General features: G+C 50.3%; 16 protein-coding genes. 4 read left to right on the top strand and 12 right to left on the bottom strand.

Annotation, left to right across the window (positions count from 1 at the left end; genetic code table 11):
- Positions 1-5: 5 nt before the first annotated feature.
- The 7 genes from ACE3NW_RS09070 to ACE3NW_RS09040 form a co-directional block, all read right to left on the bottom strand.
- Entirely contained in the window at positions 6-575 is a 570-nt protein-coding gene (locus tag ACE3NW_RS09070) for a hypothetical protein (protein ID WP_374282598.1), read from the bottom strand.
- Between the two features lie 104 nt (positions 576-679).
- Positions 680-1,711 carry an acyltransferase family protein gene (locus tag ACE3NW_RS09065; RefSeq protein ID WP_374282596.1) on the bottom strand — a complete coding sequence of 344 codons (1,032 nt, stop codon included), beginning with the start codon at positions 1,709-1,711 and terminating at the stop codon, positions 680-682.
- A gap of 129 nt (positions 1,712-1,840) precedes the next feature.
- The gene (locus ACE3NW_RS09060; protein ID WP_374282593.1) at positions 1,841-2,083 is read right to left on the bottom strand and encodes a thioredoxin family protein; all 243 of its coding nucleotides are present in this window, start codon (positions 2,081-2,083) and stop codon (positions 1,841-1,843) included.
- A gap of 16 nt (positions 2,084-2,099) precedes the next feature.
- Complete coding sequence (locus ACE3NW_RS09055) at positions 2,100-3,230, bottom strand: permease (RefSeq protein ID WP_374282591.1); 1,131 nt, start codon at positions 3,228-3,230, stop codon at positions 2,100-2,102.
- A 66-nt stretch (positions 3,231-3,296) separates the two neighbouring features.
- A complete protein-coding gene (locus tag ACE3NW_RS09050) occupies positions 3,297-3,647 on the bottom strand; it encodes an ArsR/SmtB family transcription factor (protein ID WP_374282589.1) in 351 nt (116 codons plus the stop codon).
- A gap of 146 nt (positions 3,648-3,793) precedes the next feature.
- A complete protein-coding gene (locus ACE3NW_RS09045) occupies positions 3,794-5,830 on the bottom strand; it encodes a methyl-accepting chemotaxis protein (protein ID WP_374282587.1) in 2,037 nt (678 codons plus the stop codon).
- A gap of 12 nt (positions 5,831-5,842) precedes the next feature.
- The gene (locus ACE3NW_RS09040; RefSeq protein WP_374282681.1) at positions 5,843-6,319 is read right to left on the bottom strand and encodes a multiheme c-type cytochrome; all 477 of its coding nucleotides are present in this window, start codon (positions 6,317-6,319) and stop codon (positions 5,843-5,845) included.
- Between the two features lie 1,295 nt (positions 6,320-7,614).
- Between ACE3NW_RS09040 and ACE3NW_RS09035 the strand changes: the two genes are divergently transcribed.
- Entirely contained in the window at positions 7,615-7,950 is a 336-nt protein-coding gene (locus ACE3NW_RS09035; RefSeq protein WP_374282585.1) for a hypothetical protein, read from the top strand.
- 662 nt (positions 7,951-8,612) lie between these two features.
- Here ACE3NW_RS09035 and ACE3NW_RS09030 read toward each other — a convergent pair.
- The gene (locus ACE3NW_RS09030; protein ID WP_374282583.1) at positions 8,613-8,879 is read right to left on the bottom strand and encodes an RNA recognition motif domain-containing protein; all 267 of its coding nucleotides are present in this window, start codon (positions 8,877-8,879) and stop codon (positions 8,613-8,615) included.
- A 304-nt stretch (positions 8,880-9,183) separates the two neighbouring features.
- On the opposite strand from ACE3NW_RS09030, the gene ACE3NW_RS09025 reads away from it, so the two are divergent.
- Positions 9,184-9,480: a hypothetical protein gene (locus ACE3NW_RS09025; protein ID WP_374282581.1), complete on the top strand. Its 297-nt coding sequence runs from the start codon at positions 9,184-9,186 to the stop codon at positions 9,478-9,480.
- A gap of 113 nt (positions 9,481-9,593) precedes the next feature.
- Here the strand turns inward: ACE3NW_RS09025 and ACE3NW_RS09020 are convergent, their stop codons facing one another.
- Positions 9,594-10,106 (bottom strand): phosphatase PAP2 family protein, encoded by a 513-nt coding sequence (locus ACE3NW_RS09020; protein WP_374282579.1) that lies wholly within the window; start codon positions 10,104-10,106, stop codon positions 9,594-9,596.
- Between the two features lie 1,010 nt (positions 10,107-11,116).
- Between ACE3NW_RS09020 and ACE3NW_RS09015 the strand changes: the two genes are divergently transcribed.
- Positions 11,117-11,455: a Rha family transcriptional regulator gene (locus ACE3NW_RS09015; protein ID WP_374282577.1), complete on the top strand. Its 339-nt coding sequence runs from the start codon at positions 11,117-11,119 to the stop codon at positions 11,453-11,455.
- Between the two features lie 234 nt (positions 11,456-11,689).
- Here ACE3NW_RS09015 and ACE3NW_RS09010 read toward each other — a convergent pair whose 3' ends face one another.
- Positions 11,690-12,109: a hypothetical protein gene (locus ACE3NW_RS09010; RefSeq protein ID WP_374282575.1), complete on the bottom strand. Its 420-nt coding sequence runs from the start codon at positions 12,107-12,109 to the stop codon at positions 11,690-11,692.
- Between the two features lie 101 nt (positions 12,110-12,210).
- On the opposite strand from ACE3NW_RS09010, the gene ACE3NW_RS09005 reads away from it, so the two are divergent.
- Entirely contained in the window at positions 12,211-12,408 is a 198-nt protein-coding gene (locus tag ACE3NW_RS09005) for a helix-turn-helix domain-containing protein (RefSeq protein ID WP_374282573.1), read from the top strand.
- 807 nt (positions 12,409-13,215) lie between these two features.
- Here ACE3NW_RS09005 and ACE3NW_RS09000 read toward each other — a convergent pair.
- Complete coding sequence (locus ACE3NW_RS09000; protein WP_374282571.1) at positions 13,216-13,857, bottom strand: hypothetical protein; 642 nt, start codon at positions 13,855-13,857, stop codon at positions 13,216-13,218.
- 1,381 nt (positions 13,858-15,238) lie between these two features.
- Positions 15,239-15,526: a hypothetical protein gene (locus ACE3NW_RS08995; protein ID WP_374282569.1), complete on the bottom strand. Its 288-nt coding sequence runs from the start codon at positions 15,524-15,526 to the stop codon at positions 15,239-15,241.
- Positions 15,527-15,849: the final 323 nt, after the last annotated feature.

The following is a 15,849-nucleotide window of genomic DNA, read 5'->3' as shown; positions in this document are numbered from 1 at the left end:
ATGGGTCAGGCTGCCGCAGAGCTGGCTGCACGTTGACGCCGCAGGTAGGCGGGGTACCACTGCGTGAACACAGCCACGCCAATGAGCAGTGCGTAGGAAATCAGCTCAAAGGTCAGCTCTGAAAAAAAGAGCTGCTTCATTTTGAGCCAAGCCAGCAGGGCATTGCACGTAAACGCGCCCCCCCACACAGAGGCGATGATGTTGTTGGTGCGCATGAACAGGGGAGAATTCCACAGGGAGGGATCGGTGTGATCTCTGGCGTAATCTGCCGTAAAAGGTTTGCCAATGGCAATGCCAGCCCAAGTGCCAAGCGCCAGCGATCCGTTAGCCAGAACGCCCATATACTGCACTGTCCACATGTTTTTGAACACAACCACAAGCACTGTGGCTGCTGCAAAAAAGGCCAGCCCCACCCAGAGAATGATTCCTCGGTGAAGCTTGAGCACACCCATGAGAATACTGAGCCCAAGGGCCACGCACAGGCCAAGTTGCAGCCGAAACAAGCTGCCATGCGCAATGATCAAAAACGACAGCCAAGGGGCGAATGACACCAGCAGTTTCAAAAATCCCATCATGGCAGATATCTCCCGTCATAGTGGTTTGGCTGCGCCGCAACGCGCACGTCAGATCAACGGCAGGGGGGTAAGCGCCACAAAAGTTGCTCTCTCTCAATCTCTCTCTACAGTTTTATGCCCAGCCGGGCCTCCAGCTTGCGGCTGGCCGCCACAATGGCCGCCGTTACCGCCAGTGTTATGACAATATTCAGCAAAATAAAGGCAGCGGGCGGCAGTTGCAGGGGCTTGTACAGCCACATGAATACCAGCAGCGGTGTGGGCAGATGGAAAAGATACAGGCGAAAGCCGTTGCGCTCAAACCATGCGTAGGGCGCAAAGGCCAGAAGCCTTGGGTAGATGCCGCCAGCCAGCAAAAAAAGATGGTAGCCGAGCAGGGCGCACAGCAGTGATACGGCCCAGCCGCTCACCGGGGCGAAGGCGTAGGGCCACAGCAGCACTATCAGGGCCAGCAGCCCCGCGCCCAGGGCGAGCGGGTGCTGGCGGCACAGGGAATCAAGCGCTTCGTGGTTTCTGAAAATCACAATACCCAGATAGTAGCACAGAATGAAGGTGGGCACTTCCCACAGGCAGTACCATGTCATCCACTGTCCATAGTTCTGCACGCACAGGGCGGAGATCAGGGCCACCATGGAGCCTGCGGCCACAGTGTCGCGCCCGCATTTTTTCAGCACAGCCAAGGCTGCAATCCAGAAAACGGTAACCCAGAACAGCACCAGCAAAAACCACAGGTGGTCGTTGAACAGGCCGAGAGCCACGGACTTCCACGTTTCCACAAGTGTGGCGTCTGCGGGGTGGCCAAAGGCAGGTACAGAAAAAAGCCAGTACAGCGGCGCTACCCACAGCATGCCCACGCCAAACCATGGCAGCAGCAGCCTGCGACCACGGTGCAGCAGATGTTGCAGGGGGGTGCGCTTGCCAGAATCCCACGCCGCAGCAAACAGAAAGCCAGAGGTCATCATGAAGCACTGGATGATAGTTGTGCCGGAAATGGCCGTGAGCAGATCGGCAAAGGGCTGCGGGGCTTCGGCGTACAGCTTCCAGAAAGGAAAGGGCGTGGCAAAAAACATGACGCAATGCATGGCCACAACCAGAAACAGGCTTACGGTTTTAAGCAGGGCAATGTGGGGATAGTGCATGGGTTTGGCCTTGGTGGAAGTGTGCGAAATAGCACCCTGAACAGCGCCCGATAATAGCTTGGCCCGCCACGCAGGGCAAGCATGTTGCCAGGCGTGGCGGGCCAAAAATTTCGATACAGATTTGTAGGGCTAGCCTTGGGCTTCCCTGATCCATTGGGCAACTTCGTCGCCGCTCGGAACCCTGCCAGTACACTTTATGTCGCCAGCAACCATTACCGCCGGGGTGGAAATAATGCGTGCGGCCATTATTTCTCTGAAATCAGAAATTTTGAGCACGGTAATTTCACCTTCAGCCTGCGCTGCGGCCTGCCGCACCACGCCCTCTGCCTCAACGCAACGGGGGCAGCCCGGGCCGAATACCTTGATTTCCATAGTTCGCTCCTGAATTTTAAATCAATACTGAGCCAAGCATGTTGAACAGCCAGCCCACAAGGGTGAACATGACCAGCAGATAGCCCACAAATACTGCCAGCAGGCGCACTGTCATAACCTGTCGTAGCATGACCATTTCTGGCAGGCTTACCACAACGGTACTCATGCAGAATGCCAGGGTTGTGCCGATGGGCAGCCCCTTGCCCAGCAGGCTTTCCATCACCGGAATGATGCCCGTAACGCTCGAATACAACGGAATGCCCAGCAGCACAGAGAGCGGTACAGACCACCATTCGCCAGCGCCGAGGTTCTGCGCAAACCAGTTGTCTGGCACAAAGCCGTGCAGTCCGGCCCCCAGCGCCACACCAATGATCACCCACTTCCACACTCGCCTGAAGATGGAAGACGTTTCTGTCCAGGCAAAGTTGTGCCGCTCACGCACAGAAATTTTGCGCGCTGAGGAAGAAGCCGTGATAACAGCCGATTGCGCGGGCATGCTGGCAATGGCCTCCAAAATGGCGGGGTGCAGCCAGCGCTCGGCCTTGATGGCGTCCATAAGGAAGCCGCCGATAATGCCCGCCACCATGCCCACAATCACATAGGCCACGGTGATCTTCCAGCCCAGCAGGCCCCACAGCAAAACCACAGCCAGCTCGTTGATAAGCGGCGAGGTAATCAGAAATGCCATGGTTATGCCCACAGGAATATTGGCAGTGGTAAAGCCGAGAAACAGCGGAATACTGGAACACGAGCAAAAGGGCGTTACCGCGCCAAAGGCAGAACCCAGAAAATACCCCAGCCCGCGCGCCTTGCCGCTCAGATAATCGCGCACGCGCTCAACATTCAGCCCCGCTCTGGCCCAGGCAATGGCGTAGATGAGCGATACCAGCAGAAGCAGAATTTTTGCGGTGTCATAAAAGAAAAATTCTACCGATTCTGCCGCAGGGGATCCGGGCGTCAGGCCAAACAGGCTTACCGCCAGCCAGTGGGCCGCAGGCTGCATGGCAGAGTACGCCAGCCACCACAAGAGGGCCAAGGCGGCAACGCACAGCGCGTACCTGATATTCCAGTTGCGTGCGGGTTCTGTGGTGGAGTTTTTTAAACAGCTTGTGCCGCAACAGCATTGTTGTTCTGTGGGCTTTGTCATATGTGCGCCTATTTAATATTTGTTGAATAGTTGAAATATTAAAGCCAAAAAAACAGCCACGAGTTGTCACTTTTGCGGCAAAATTCCTGGCAATATCCCGCTCTCTGCCCTGAATTTTTGGCATTCGCACGGATTTTCAGAGCAGCACTCTGATGTAAGGTAGGCAATGACCTCCAGCATCAGGGGAATATTGGCCTTGTAGCGCATAAAGCGCCCTTCCTTCTCAACCGCCACAAGCCCGCTGTGTACCACAGCCTTGAGATGGAAAGAAAGGTTGGTAGGTGGAATGTCGAGCTGCCGCGCAATTTCGCCAGCCACAAGACCTTGCGGGGCGTTTTTGACGAGCACCCTGAACAGGTCAAGGCGTACCTCGGAAGCCAGTGCTTCAAAAATACTTGCGGCAGTTTTGCTTTCCATAAAATGTTATTTCAACATTAATTAAAATGTGTCAAGGGCGGGCAAGCTGTCCAGAATGAAAGAAAGGCGGCAAACCGAAGTTTTGCCGCCTTTCTATATGGCTACGCTGGGGTCATGGGCACGAATACGCGTTTGAAACGGGCGCGCTAGGAATGCCCGTTACCGTTTCCGTTGCTCATGGACGCAATGGTTGTGCGCAGATCTGCGGCCATTTTGGCCACCTCTCGGGCAGTTGTGCCAAGCTCGGCCATGGCGTTGGAGATATCCATGGCGATGGAATTTACGTTGCTGATATTGCCGTTGATTTCTTCAGAGGCCGCCGATTGCTCATCGGCAGAGGCGGCGATGACGCCGATCATGTCGGCGGTTTGCATGACCTGGGTTACAATTTCCTGCAAGGCTTCGCCAGCCTGACTGACCAGGGTAACACCCTGCTGCACGCTGGCGTCGGTTTCGTCCATCAGCGAAATATTGGAGTGCGCACTGTCCTGAATACCCTTAACCGCTGCCGAAACCTCCATGGTGGCCTGCATGGTTTTTTCTGCCAGCTTGCGCACCTCATCGGCCACAACGGCAAAACCCCGGCCAGCTTCGCCTGCGCGGGCGGCTTCTATGGCGGCATTGAGGGCCAGCAGATTTGTCTGGTCGGCGATGTCGCTGATTATGCCAAGAATTTTGCCCACATCCTGAGCCTTGTTGCCAAGATCATGCAGGCCTGAGCTCATGGTTGTGGTGTGCCTGCGCACGTCGGCAATGGCAGCAATGGACTGGTCGGTGATTTTTTGGCCGCTCTGAGCCCGCTGGCGGGCCTGGCCTGCGTTGCCAGAGGCATCGGCAGCGTTGCGCGCCACGTCGAGTATGGAGGCATTCATGGCTTCCACAGCCGCTGCAGTTTCGCGAATTCTGTTCTGCTGGCTGGCCGTGCCCTCGCTGGTCTGGCCGATACGCTCAAGCAGATGGTCAGATATCTGGGCCAGGTGCGAGGCAATTTCGCCCGCGTTTTCGGCCACTCTGGCAACCATGGCTCCGTTCTTTTCAATCTGCCGCTGGTTTTTCTTGATTTCGGTAATATCGTTCCAGAATGTCACCGAACCCATAAGGGTATTATCCATGTCAAAAAAAGGCGTGGCCGTAACCGTTACATAGCGCAGATTGCCTTTTTCGGTCGGCAGCTCACGCTCGGCTACAAATTTTTTGCGGTGCAACACGGCGCGTACTGCCGTGGTTTCGCGCGCATCGTCGTTCCACAGAATTTTGCCCGACGTCTGCCCGATAAAGCTTTGGGGCGGCTGCGATTTTTCAAGCAGATCACACAAGTGCTGGTTGAGCCAAAGCGTTTTTTTATCCGCGCCTATGATCAGGCAGGGGGCGGCAATGCCGTTGAGCACGCCTTCTGAAAATCCCAGTTTGTCCTTGAGTTGCGCAACCATGGAGCCGATGTCGGTAGAGAGGCGGGCGAGTTCGTCCTTGCCTTCCTGCTCAAACGACACGCTCAGGTTGCCAGCGGCCACATGCCCGGCATTTGCCACAAGACGCGAAATTCTGCGGATAAGAAAATGGCGGATGGCCAGTACGGTAAAGCCGATGAGGGCAACAAGCCCCGCAACGCCCATGATGGCAGTTTGCAGCAGCTGGTTTTCCATGGCGTCCCAGGCCGTGGTGACATCAAGTTTCATTACCAGCTGGCCAAGAATGGGTTCCGAATCACCGTGGCAGTGGTGGCAACGACGCTGGTTTTTTATGGAAAAAACGCTGCCCAGAATTTTTTTGCCGTTCTGGTCGATGAAAACGGCTTCTTCCAGGGGTTCCTTGAGTCCACGGGTGTGCAGGCTTGCCAGCTCTTTATTTTTCTCTACTGCACTGTAATCCTTGCGCAGGATACCTTCATCCGTGCTGTAGGTGATGTTGCCCGCATACGATGTCATGTAGGCAGAAATATGATTGAATTTATTTTTGATCTTGGTGAATTCTTCTGCCGTGCCCTTGTTGTCTCCCACGATCATGGGTTTTTCAATGCCCATGTAGATGAGGCCGGTCTCCATGTGTGCGCCCGCACGAATTTCGTCGGTCATCATTTTTTTTACGCCCACATATTCAAGGGCTACAATGCAGCTGATTACCAGAAAGGTAATGGCCACAATGGACATGGTAATTTTGAAGTTAAGCGATCTGGATAAAAGCATTGCTACCCCCGACTAGTGCGCGCCAGAAAAAATCAGTGGCTTGAATTTGAAATCCTGGATCCGCTCCGAGCTGTGGCATGCCGTGCAGGTTTCTACGGCAGGCTTGCGCGTAATGGACTGTGGATCCTGGGTTTCGGCATGCTCGCTGCCGGGGCCGTGGCAGGTTTCGCAACCCACATCTGCCAGATCAGGCGTGCTCTCTATGCTTTTAAATCCGCCTTTGTTGTAGCCTGTGGTGTGGCACTCGTAGCATTTTTGCAGCTCATGCTCCTTGAGCTTGGGCTTCATGACGGCTACAGAATTCCAGGAGTGGGCTTTTTTTGAATGCTTTATAAACGAATTATATTGGTCTTCGTGACATGGAGCACAGTTTTTTGAACCAATGTAGGTTTTTTGATCTGCCGCAAAGCTGAAATTATAAGCAAAAAACAGCTGCAATATGCAAATTGAGAAAAAAAGTTGCAGTTTTGTTGAACATAAATATGTCATCATGCACGTCTCTTGAATGGTTGTTTCTGCCTGTGCCGTTATTTATGGCAGAGGTCATTGTCAGTATGTTTTGCTGATAAGCAGAATCCGAAATCCGTGCGAAACTTGAATTGCAATTTCTTTATTTGAGCCGTGTTGTCGCTCAGTGCATAACGGCCTGAGTGGCGAAAAGATTATGGTTTTTTGCAGTGTTGTGAAAAAAATAGCCGCCCCTGTGAAAAGGATAGCAGGCTAACATTGTTAAACAACTACCATTTTGGGGTGAAAAGGCGCCACTACAAACTTCCTGAACATCATTTACGTAATTTTGAGAAAATGGCAATCATTGAGCAAGCAGTGAACAACCAGATGTACGATAAAAATCAAGAGCAACAAATAATAAAATATAAATGTATGGTGTCGTAATTTCGCGATTCAGGACATGATGCTGCCTTGGGTGAAGGCAAAAATCTGCTGTCTGAAACAGTTAGCGCAAAATAATCACAATGTGAACACTTTCACGTTAATGGAGGGCAGCGTGAAGAAAGTATTGTAACGTGCCTATTGCACTTGTGTGTTATAATACTACATCTTTAATAAATTGTAATCAGTAATACTTTGTTGTCTTTTGAGTAGGCTTATGCTTTAGTTGCTGTGTGGAAAATGAAATTCTCTTTTATCTGTATTTGAAAGTGTTAACTAGCTGTAAATATATGTAATTCTCGTATGACAAAATTTTGAACTGGTATTACAAGATAGTTGATTGCATCAGTATAAATTATTGGCGCGCTGTCTGCCCTTTGCCAGTATTCGCAAAAAAGGGGTGAATCTGCGCTGGTTGGCGCGCACCATATCGTAGGCGCTGATTGTGGCAGTGTGCGGCAGGAGCAAACAGAGGGCGTTCGGTATCTTGTCTGCGGAAAGTTGTGTGATCCAGCCCTTATGCATGGTATGCGGTGGCCGTTTGCCTTGGCCGTATTTATCGTTGTGATTGCCCTTGCTGGTCATTGTACGAGTTGAGTGGCGGGGAGGCCCGCTGCTGGTGTGGATGCCACTTTGGCTTTTATTTCAGCTACAGCGGTTTGTATTGCCAAAAGCAAGAAAAAGTCTGGCTTGTCCATTCAGAACGCTTGAAGCGCCGACTGTCTGGTTAGAGATAGTATGCTTAGATGTGTAGATAGTTAAGAATAGCTAATGAGCGTTGTATGATTGTATAAGTGCTATATAAAATTGCAAATTTTATTTTGTATAATTGTAAAGACAGAAGTGGTTTATAATGCTAATATATATTTTGTAGTAACAGAAGGGGATGGATTATGAATTATCTGTATGAGCTGGCATCTGTGGCGCTCATGAGTAAGGGTAATAAAAAATTCACCATTCAAGATGGCCACGAAATGACGATCACGTCTGCTGGCGATGGAAAAACGATGAGCATCAACATTGATGACGGCATGTCATATACAACAAAAGGAGTTCGAAATTTTATTAAAAAAATTGAGGCGATTTTAAAAGACAGATGTGTCGCCGGATGGGGAGAAACGCCCGAAGGGCATGACACCCTTGGTCATGTTCTTTCCATGTACCAGAATGTTGAGGGCGTTCTTGGTAGTTCGGTGCATACAGCTGCGGGTAGCGGTAATTACCAATAATTACATTGGTTTTATTTATACAACCTATAACCAGTTTTTTGCACTGGTTTCTGTTTTTTTGTCAGTGCGAAGGAGGTATCTTTTTTTGAATAGGAACAGGAGAATGGATTTTGCGGATTAACTCAAAACAACGTGCTGAGATTGAACGAATTTTGTCTGGATGGAATAATTATCTTGATAGTCTGCCACCAGCATCGGATGATTTGAAATTGCATAAATGGCTTGGAATGAATACGTCGTTAGTAAAAAGAGATGATTTTAGTAATAAGTTGCGATCATTTGCTAATGAATTAAGGGAGCGCCTCGACGCGACACCCTGTTAAAACATAATCATACATCTAAGGGCCGTAATCATTACGGCCCTTTTGTATAATGGCTGTCGGCTGTATGCCCTCCGCAAGCCTGGTCATATGGGCAAGCACAGCAGATTCAGAGCGCAGCAGGCTTATATTCAGATATGGCAGCAGGGATTATGTGCTGCATGGTTGACCTGGCATGAAGCAAAGGGCTCTATGATAAAAATACCCTCGTTCAGCTGGCTGCATTTGTTCTGATATACAGTCTGCAATGTCGATGCGCGGTCGCACTGGCAGTGTTGGCCATATATAAAAAAAGAGGCCGTGATTGCTCACGGCCTCTTTCAAAGTCAGTGCTGCTTGGGCTTACCAGCGGCGGGCGGCGGGCTTTTTGGGCTCGGCCTTGTTCACGCGCAGGTTGCGGCCGTCAACTTCCTTGCCGTCAAGGGCAGAGATGGCGTTGAGGGCATCGGCTTCGTCCATTTCGACAAAGCCAAAACCACGGGCGCGGCCGGTTTCGCGGTCAGAGATCAGGTTGACGGAATGTACGTTGCCAAAAGACTTGAACAAGGATTCAACGCCTTCCTGAGTAGCGGACCAAGAGAGATTACCAACATAAATAGAAGTAGCCATGTGAGACTCCAAGGGGTTACGGGAGGTAGACTTTCTGCTTGAAGCCTTACCCATGTAAAGTCTCTGGCGAAAAATTTACTATACCCAATCAGTGATGTGTATAAGTAGGGCTGGTGCTGTGATTTGTCAACAAATATTATTTTAAAAATTTGGCAGACCTTGAGCAAAAAGCGCTCAGGTTAGAACTATACTGTGGTGGTTTAGCCAGATATGAGGGATAAAATATTTTTTTGAAAATTATTTTTACACGAAAGTTATAAATTAGTAGTATGTTTGGTTGATAGTGCAAAAAAATGGAGCAATTATGAATTATAAATTACGTCTCGTCTTAAATGTTCTTAAAAGTAAGGAAGAAAAAGTATTTGTACTTTATGATGGGCAGGAAATGTTGCTTTCGCCCGTTGGCGACGGAAAAACAGTCACTATCTCGATAGGAGACGAAGAATCCTACAAGACAAAAGGGGCCGATGCTTTTTTAAAACGCACAGAAAAGATTCTTAAGCAGCAGGCCGATGCAGCACAGGACGAACTTGCGCAGATACAGAATGATATTTTCAAGGTGCTTGCCTTGTACGAAGGCAGTGGCCCGCGCCGCCGTTGATGTCACAACTCTTGCGTCAGGGGCGTGCGCACCTTCTTGCGCAGACAGTCGCAACCAGCCTTGATGCTCAAGGCGCCCCCGTTTTTTCTGCCTCCAGGCCTGATTCGCCGTCTCTATTGCGGCGTGCGCTGCTTAAATACAGCACAGGCTGCCACGGCGGCAATGCCAGCGATAATGAATGCCCCCGCCATATCAAGTGGGTAGTGTACGCCCACAAATATTCTTGCCCAGGCGATGGCCAGCCCCAGCAGCAAGACGGCAATGGCTGTGTCGCGCGCACCATTTTGCGCAACGAGCGGTAATGCCAAAGAAAAAAGAAATGTGGCGTGAAGGCTGGGAAAGGAAGTTGTTGCATCGTGCTCGATCAGCATGCGGCCAAGGCCCAGTACAAAGGGGCGGGGATTGTAGAAGCTGCACCGTATGGCAAGGGCCAGCCCCATGGCCAGAGCCGTGCCAAAAACGGTGCGCAGGGCAAAACGCTTGCGGTCATTCTGCCGATAGCAGGCAATGGCCACAAGCAGCAGGGCGATGGGCACAGGCCATTCGGCCAGCGTGCGGCCAGCCCAGATGCTGAAGGAAGAGGCTTGCGCGTCGGCATTGAGCAGCAAAAAAATGTGTTGGTTCAAGGAATTCATTTGGTGCGCGGCAGGAAGCTGTATTGAAAGAATGTATATGGTTGCGCCCTTTGGCTGTTGCCACAGACAGCCCGGCGTGCAGGCTGACTGCAACCGGTGGCACGATGGCACAAAAACAGAAAGGGGTTACTGTTTTCCAGTAACCCCTTGAAATCTGGCGGAGAGGGGGAGATTCGATCAAGGCCAGCTTTATCATGCTGAAATAATTGTATTTTAAGCTTCCAATTTTTTGCTATGTGTAGCAGTTGTGTGTAAGAAATTTAGGCTCATATTCCCAAGAAGTAAAGCCATCAATCCGGCAAACTAACAGGGTAGGGCAGGGCTGAAAGTTTTGGCTTTCCCTGTTGTCCTCCTAGCCACACTTCCCCAATCTCCCCAAGAATACCCTTAGCAAACGGCACACATAAACCGTAAGCCAACGGAAGCCGAGAATTGGCCGTAAGTAGCTCGTCAGAGGCTGAAGGCGGCTTCGGTTTTTTGTGGGCTGTTTGCGTTTGGCTGTTTCAACCTCGCTAAAGAGGTTGGGGGGATGAACGCCGCTAGGCGTTCGGGGGCCGGGAGCATCGAGCGTAGCAAAGGGAAAAGAGCAGCTTTCATGCCAGCCAGCCAGGGGCGAACTAAGGCCATCTGTAAGCCGCTGCTGGGTGGCATGAAAGCTGCCCCTTTGCGGAGCGGAAAAGGTGCGGGGCGGAACCGCCTCATTATACCCCTGCGCTCACCCCCCCTTTCAAGGGGGGATAGTAAGCAGGGGTTGCTGACAGATAGAAGGGGGGATAGCAAAACCTGACGGAGCGACCAAAGGGAGCGACACCCAAAGCGGCCCCGAAGCGCGGCAAAGGGTGGCCGGGGTATGGTTACTGATAGTCTGCCGCCAACGGGCGGCTAGACCCTCCTTTTCCCCCGGTCACGCCAAGCGGAAGGGGCCATTGTGACACGCAAAAAACGAACAATCCCCCCCTATCTGGCAGCGCCATAGGCTGTTGGGTTAGCAAGCTTTTGATATGAGCAGCAATTTGCCTGTGGTTCGGGTAGCTGTCCATGAGGGCAAGCCCACCGTGACCAGCCTTCAGGTGGCTGAGGCGTTCGGGAAAGAACACGACAGAGTTCCGAGAGACATTCGTAACCTGTCGGTTTCAAAGAGTTTCATTGCCGCCAATTTTGGTGCCAATGAATATATCGACTCAATTGGCCGCTCCCTTCCCATGTACCACCTCACCCGTGACGGCTTCATGATCTTGGCAATGGGCTACAACGGGGCCAAGGCAATGGCCCTGAAGGAAGCTTACATAGAAGCCAACATCATTAATAGTGATGCTCAGGGCGGGCTGCTGCCAAAATAAAGACCCCTCACGCCATAGCGCAGGGGCCTTGCCCCTTTTGGGGGGCTTCTGAGCTGATACACAGCCTTGCCTCTTAGCTACCAATCCATAAGGCCAGCGTCAACGGTAACGGCCCCTGGCCCCTCCCAAGGTTTTTTCCAAAGGGGCATGGGGGGAAACCTGCGGGCCTTGGGAGCCGTAAGGCTTTCACATTTTTCTACCAAAACTGCCCCTGGCTCCCCTTTAGCCTTCCCTTTATGCTTCACTAAAAACCACCTCTTTAGCATACGGCTGAGGTTCTTCTTCCATATTGTTCTTGTAGCCCACAGGCTCCAAGCAGCTAGGCCAATGAGCAACCATCTTATAAGGTACATAGACAACATCGGTATTGCCTGTTGAGCCATCATCCGTATTCACCAGAACAAGCACGTCGCCAAGCTTAAACCTGTAGCCCCAGCAATACGGGGGAAACTCTGGGTCGTCTGGGATAAAGAGCATGTGTGGCTGGATGATTATTTTTCCATAGAACTCTCCCCCGAACTCATGCCATGAAACACCGTAAGCCTTACCCACGGCGGCGAAGGCTGCTTCATGCGCTTCTTCAAGGGTATCGTAGTTGCGGCTGTCGATGGCTATAAGAGGACGCTGGGGGTCTCTGCGTGTGTAGATAGGCATATTGGGTTACTCCTTGTTTGGCTTCATTTACGAAGTCAGACTAGATTATTGAGGTGGCATGTGTCAATATACGAAGTCAATTTTTATGGGAGTGATGAAAGATGAAAAGCCGAGTAAAAGAAGTTTTAAATGAAAAAGGGATAACTGTTCGGGAGCTTATGAAGCTCACAGGGCTTTCTTCTGCAACTATCCATCGGGCTAAGACGGATTCCCTATTTACTGCTTGCACTCTTGAAACATTCATTTCTATCGCTCGTGCCTGTGGCTGCCGGGTCAAAGACCTCTTCACAGAAGAATGATTTTATTGATAATCATTAACAGTAAAGTAGCCCCAGACTCACGGGAGGCGTGTTCCGGCCTCTCCTGCTGGGGCTTCGTTCTGAAAGGGCTATAGGGCTGCAACTTTCTGGCCCTTTTGCCGCTGATTTTGATTCATTATTAATGACGTGAGCCAATGTTCAGCTTTGAGATTTTCAAGGCTGATTTGAGCTAAACTTGGCGTTGGCTGGGGGCTGCCTTAGCTGCTATGAGATGCCCCGCCCTGCCTTTCATTCTCGCTCTGGCTTCCTGCGAGATATTGGGGCTTCTGCCCATGCGGAACTTGTAGAGCGGGCAAGGGCCGACCACCCAAGTATTCCCCTGACACCCTGGCACTTGGCTGGCCTGTTCTGCTTGGCATTCATCCACGCAGAAGCAGCGGCAAGCCTTAAGGGGTCTGTGGGGTATTCCTTCGGCTGGCCGGGTTCCCATTCGGTAGGGCCAGAGCGGGCAAGCTTTGTACTCGCATGTCCTGAGAATATCCCGGTACAGGGATTTGAATTGCCCCCGCTGGCCGTCTTCGGCTGCCTTCTTGAAGTGGGGGTAATCCTCAGGGCTGCAAAGCTTGAGCCTGTCCACCACTTCGGCCCTGGACAAATCAGCCGAACCCCCGGCCCCGTATTCGTATCCCTTAGTTATGGCAGACCGGGCCGACTCTTCCCGTTGCCATTGCAAGCGGGTGTGTGAACGGGTCTCGGCCTTGAATGATTTGTCTGTTTCCTGCTCTTCAAGCTGCTCAATGCCTTTGGCAATCCCCGGCTGAGACATGAGGTTTACTTTCTGCCCATTCACGTCAACCGTGGTTGCCTGGGCAAGCTGGCGGGCGGTTCTGGCTGAGTGGTTGCCATGAAGCACCACTTTACCAAGGAAGCCAACAATGCGGTCTTGCGAGTATCGCCGTATTTGTCTAGCCCTTGCTGCTGCATGTACTGCTTACGTTGTTCTTGCGCCCAAGCCATGACCTTTTGTGGGTCACGCTCGTTCTTAATTCCGCTGGTGCTGTAAGCATCCTCAAGGGAGCCTGCAAACTGGCTGGCGTTGTTCTTGAGTATTTCGCCTTCAATGGCTTTTTTCACATGAGGCGAGAGGTTCAATATGTTGGGGTCAGCAAGCGCGGCCTGCCGGAATGCCTCAATGTTCTTGGTCATTTCTGGGTTTTCAGCGGCGAAGCGTTTCCCTGAGGCGTGATCTTCCAGTATTTTCCTGTCAATGTGGGCTTCCCACGCTTTGGCTATGGCTTTGTCAAAAGGGCGCAAAGCGTCCACAAGACGCCCCATGTCAGAGCCAACAAGTGGGTCTCTATCAATGCGGTTGGGCTGCGCTGGTGTGTAGGTGTTTATGCTGCCGCCACCTTGCATGGCTGGCCTGACGCCTACGGCTTCCCCCAGCCTTTCCATAATTGTTCTTGGTTGCTTGTTCCTGTTGTCCATGTACTAAGGTTCCTCTCTCATGCGGTGGTTAAATGTGGATATTTCAAGCCCTCGGCCCATGATGAAGAAAGCCCCGCCTGCGTGGTCTTCATAACCAGCACAAGCGGGGCAGCATGAGGGAGGGAGATATGGGAAAAATGGGGTTTATGGACTATAGGTTTTTATTGTTTATTAATTATGGATAATTATTTCTTTAGAGAACCTAAAGTAAATAGTCCATAATGATAAAACATAAAGAAAGAAACTTAAGAAATATATTTAATCAAGAAAACCTTAGAATAAATTTTAATGTATTTAGATAAAGGAAGAAAGCTTTATGGGAGTTTTAAGTATTTTCTTAGGGGAGCTTTAGAGTAATCTTTAGTTGCCCCCCCTACCCCCCAAAGGGAAACCGAAAGAAGCCCCCTAGCCTCCTTCCGGTTGCGGTAGCTTTTTCAAGCAACCGTCTTTCTTCCTCCTAGTGTCACCTAATTCCAACTAGCTAATTTTATTATCTTTTCAAGACATTTGAACCTGCTTTTCAATCTACATAACTAACTGAATTTATTCATCTCTCATTAGACCAGAAATCCATTTGAGCTATCCATTTGGAGGGTCTTACCCCGTAGGGGGAAAGCTGAAGGTTTGCGCTTGATGGTCTAAAGAGTGGTGATTGATTGGCTGTGGGTAAGCCTGATGAATGGGCAGGGAAAGACCGCCTCTTTCTTCCGATTGATGCAACATATTTACAATATGCTGAAAATATTGAAAAAGAGCTGGGCTGAAATTTCAGCTCAGTGAAAGCGGTAGGCCGTTGCTTCTCCCGCCTAGTGCAACCTAATTTCAATGTGCTGAATTTGCAGAAGAAAACAGCTTGAAAAGCTTGTGGTGCGTTTGGTGCTCTCTCTATGGTGGAAGGTAATTCGGAGCGACTTCTTCCGATTGATGCAAGGTAATTGCTAATAGGCTGAAATTGTTTAAAGTCCCTGCTTTGGGGCCTTTTCAGCCCTGGCCTGAATTTGGCGGGCCTCTTCCGATAGGTGGAACCTATTTGCTAATAGGCTGAAATTATTGAAAGGCCCTGTTTTGGGGCCTTTGCCGCCCTGCCTAGAACTGGGTGCTCTTCTTCCGATTGATGGGCCATAATTCCAACATGCTGAAATCATTAAAAGGAGATGAAACGCCTCCTTTGCCCCCCGGCGCATGCTGGCGCTCTTCTCTCTATTACTGGAACCTAATTTCAAAGCCCCGGTTTCCGCTGCCTTCCGGCCCCCAGCCAGCGGGGCTTTTTGCTGTCTTTTGCGGGTCAAAAGGGGCTAAGGCTGGCAATGGGTCGGGCTGGAATTTCGTGCGGGATTTGGGGAGAAATGGGGTGTGGGCTGGGGAGGGCTAGGGTACACAGCTAGTGTGCATCCTCTTCAAAATCAGCAGGGTCAAGGATAAAGCATTGCTCACAAAAGCCATTATACTGTTGTTCATCTACTGATAGTGGAATTTTACATGCCTTACAATTTTTGTATTTCAATTCATATTCACATACAGGGCATAAGCCTTCTTCAGCTATAAATGTTTCTCTTAAGCATTCAGGGCATTCTGATAGTGAAGATTCACAGCCATCAAAAATTGCTTCAAAATCATGGCTATCATAATATTTAATTACAGCGGCTTCAATTACATCTTCATAATCCATACTTTCGTTGCAAGCAAGACATATAAATTTTATGTCTGCTAACGGTGTTCTCAAATTTGGCTTGATTAATTCTGACTGGCAGTGGCAGCACTCAAAATGTTTTATAAAAAATTTAATTTCATTGTGTTTATAATTTATCTTTTCGCTTTCTGCTCGGCACTCTTTACGCATAGCGGTATAGAACGAATCTGTTTCTAAAATGTGGCTATTGCCTTAGCTCAGTGAACATGAGAAAAGTAATTAATTCGGTGAGATCAAGGAGTAGTGGCAATGCGCAAGCCGTATACTGAGATGGATCTGATCACCTTCCAGCGTAAATTCGG

The organism is Desulfovibrio sp., assembly GCF_041907885.1.
GTDB lineage: Bacteria > Desulfobacterota > Desulfovibrionia > Desulfovibrionales > Desulfovibrionaceae > Desulfovibrio.
Note: the sequence above shows the minus strand (reverse complement) of the source record. Positions and strands in the feature narration are given on the sequence as shown.

What these genes read in the sequence shown, in the direction of transcription:
- ACE3NW_RS09035 (WP_374282585.1), top strand. Translation starts at nt 7,615, where the DNA reads ATGAATTATCTGTATGAGCTGGCATCTGTGGCGCTCATGAGTAAGGGT.
- ACE3NW_RS08995 (WP_374282569.1), bottom strand. Translation starts at nt 15,526, where the DNA reads ATGGATTATGAAGATGTAATTGAAGCCGCTGTAATTAAATATTATGAT.
- ACE3NW_RS09050 (WP_374282589.1), bottom strand. Translation starts at nt 3,647, where the DNA reads ATGGAAAGCAAAACTGCCGCAAGTATTTTTGAAGCACTGGCTTCCGAG.
- ACE3NW_RS09010 (WP_374282575.1), bottom strand. Translation starts at nt 12,109, where the DNA reads ATGCCTATCTACACACGCAGAGACCCCCAGCGTCCTCTTATAGCCATC.
- ACE3NW_RS09025 (WP_374282581.1), top strand. Translation starts at nt 9,184, where the DNA reads ATGAATTATAAATTACGTCTCGTCTTAAATGTTCTTAAAAGTAAGGAA.
- ACE3NW_RS09015 (WP_374282577.1), top strand. Translation starts at nt 11,117, where the DNA reads ATGAGCAGCAATTTGCCTGTGGTTCGGGTAGCTGTCCATGAGGGCAAG.
- ACE3NW_RS09070 (WP_374282598.1), bottom strand. Translation starts at nt 575, where the DNA reads ATGATGGGATTTTTGAAACTGCTGGTGTCATTCGCCCCTTGGCTGTCG.
- ACE3NW_RS09060 (WP_374282593.1), bottom strand. Translation starts at nt 2,083, where the DNA reads ATGGAAATCAAGGTATTCGGCCCGGGCTGCCCCCGTTGCGTTGAGGCA.
- ACE3NW_RS09000 (WP_374282571.1), bottom strand. Translation starts at nt 13,857, where the DNA reads ATGGACAACAGGAACAAGCAACCAAGAACAATTATGGAAAGGCTGGGG.
- ACE3NW_RS09045 (WP_374282587.1), bottom strand. Translation starts at nt 5,830, where the DNA reads ATGCTTTTATCCAGATCGCTTAACTTCAAAATTACCATGTCCATTGTG.
- ACE3NW_RS09055 (WP_374282591.1), bottom strand. Translation starts at nt 3,230, where the DNA reads ATGACAAAGCCCACAGAACAACAATGCTGTTGCGGCACAAGCTGTTTA.
- ACE3NW_RS09065 (WP_374282596.1), bottom strand. Translation starts at nt 1,711, where the DNA reads ATGCACTATCCCCACATTGCCCTGCTTAAAACCGTAAGCCTGTTTCTG.
- ACE3NW_RS09040 (WP_374282681.1), bottom strand. Translation starts at nt 6,319, where the DNA reads ATGACATATTTATGTTCAACAAAACTGCAACTTTTTTTCTCAATTTGC.
- ACE3NW_RS09030 (WP_374282583.1), bottom strand. Translation starts at nt 8,879, where the DNA reads ATGGCTACTTCTATTTATGTTGGTAATCTCTCTTGGTCCGCTACTCAG.
- ACE3NW_RS09005 (WP_374282573.1), top strand. Translation starts at nt 12,211, where the DNA reads ATGAAAAGCCGAGTAAAAGAAGTTTTAAATGAAAAAGGGATAACTGTT.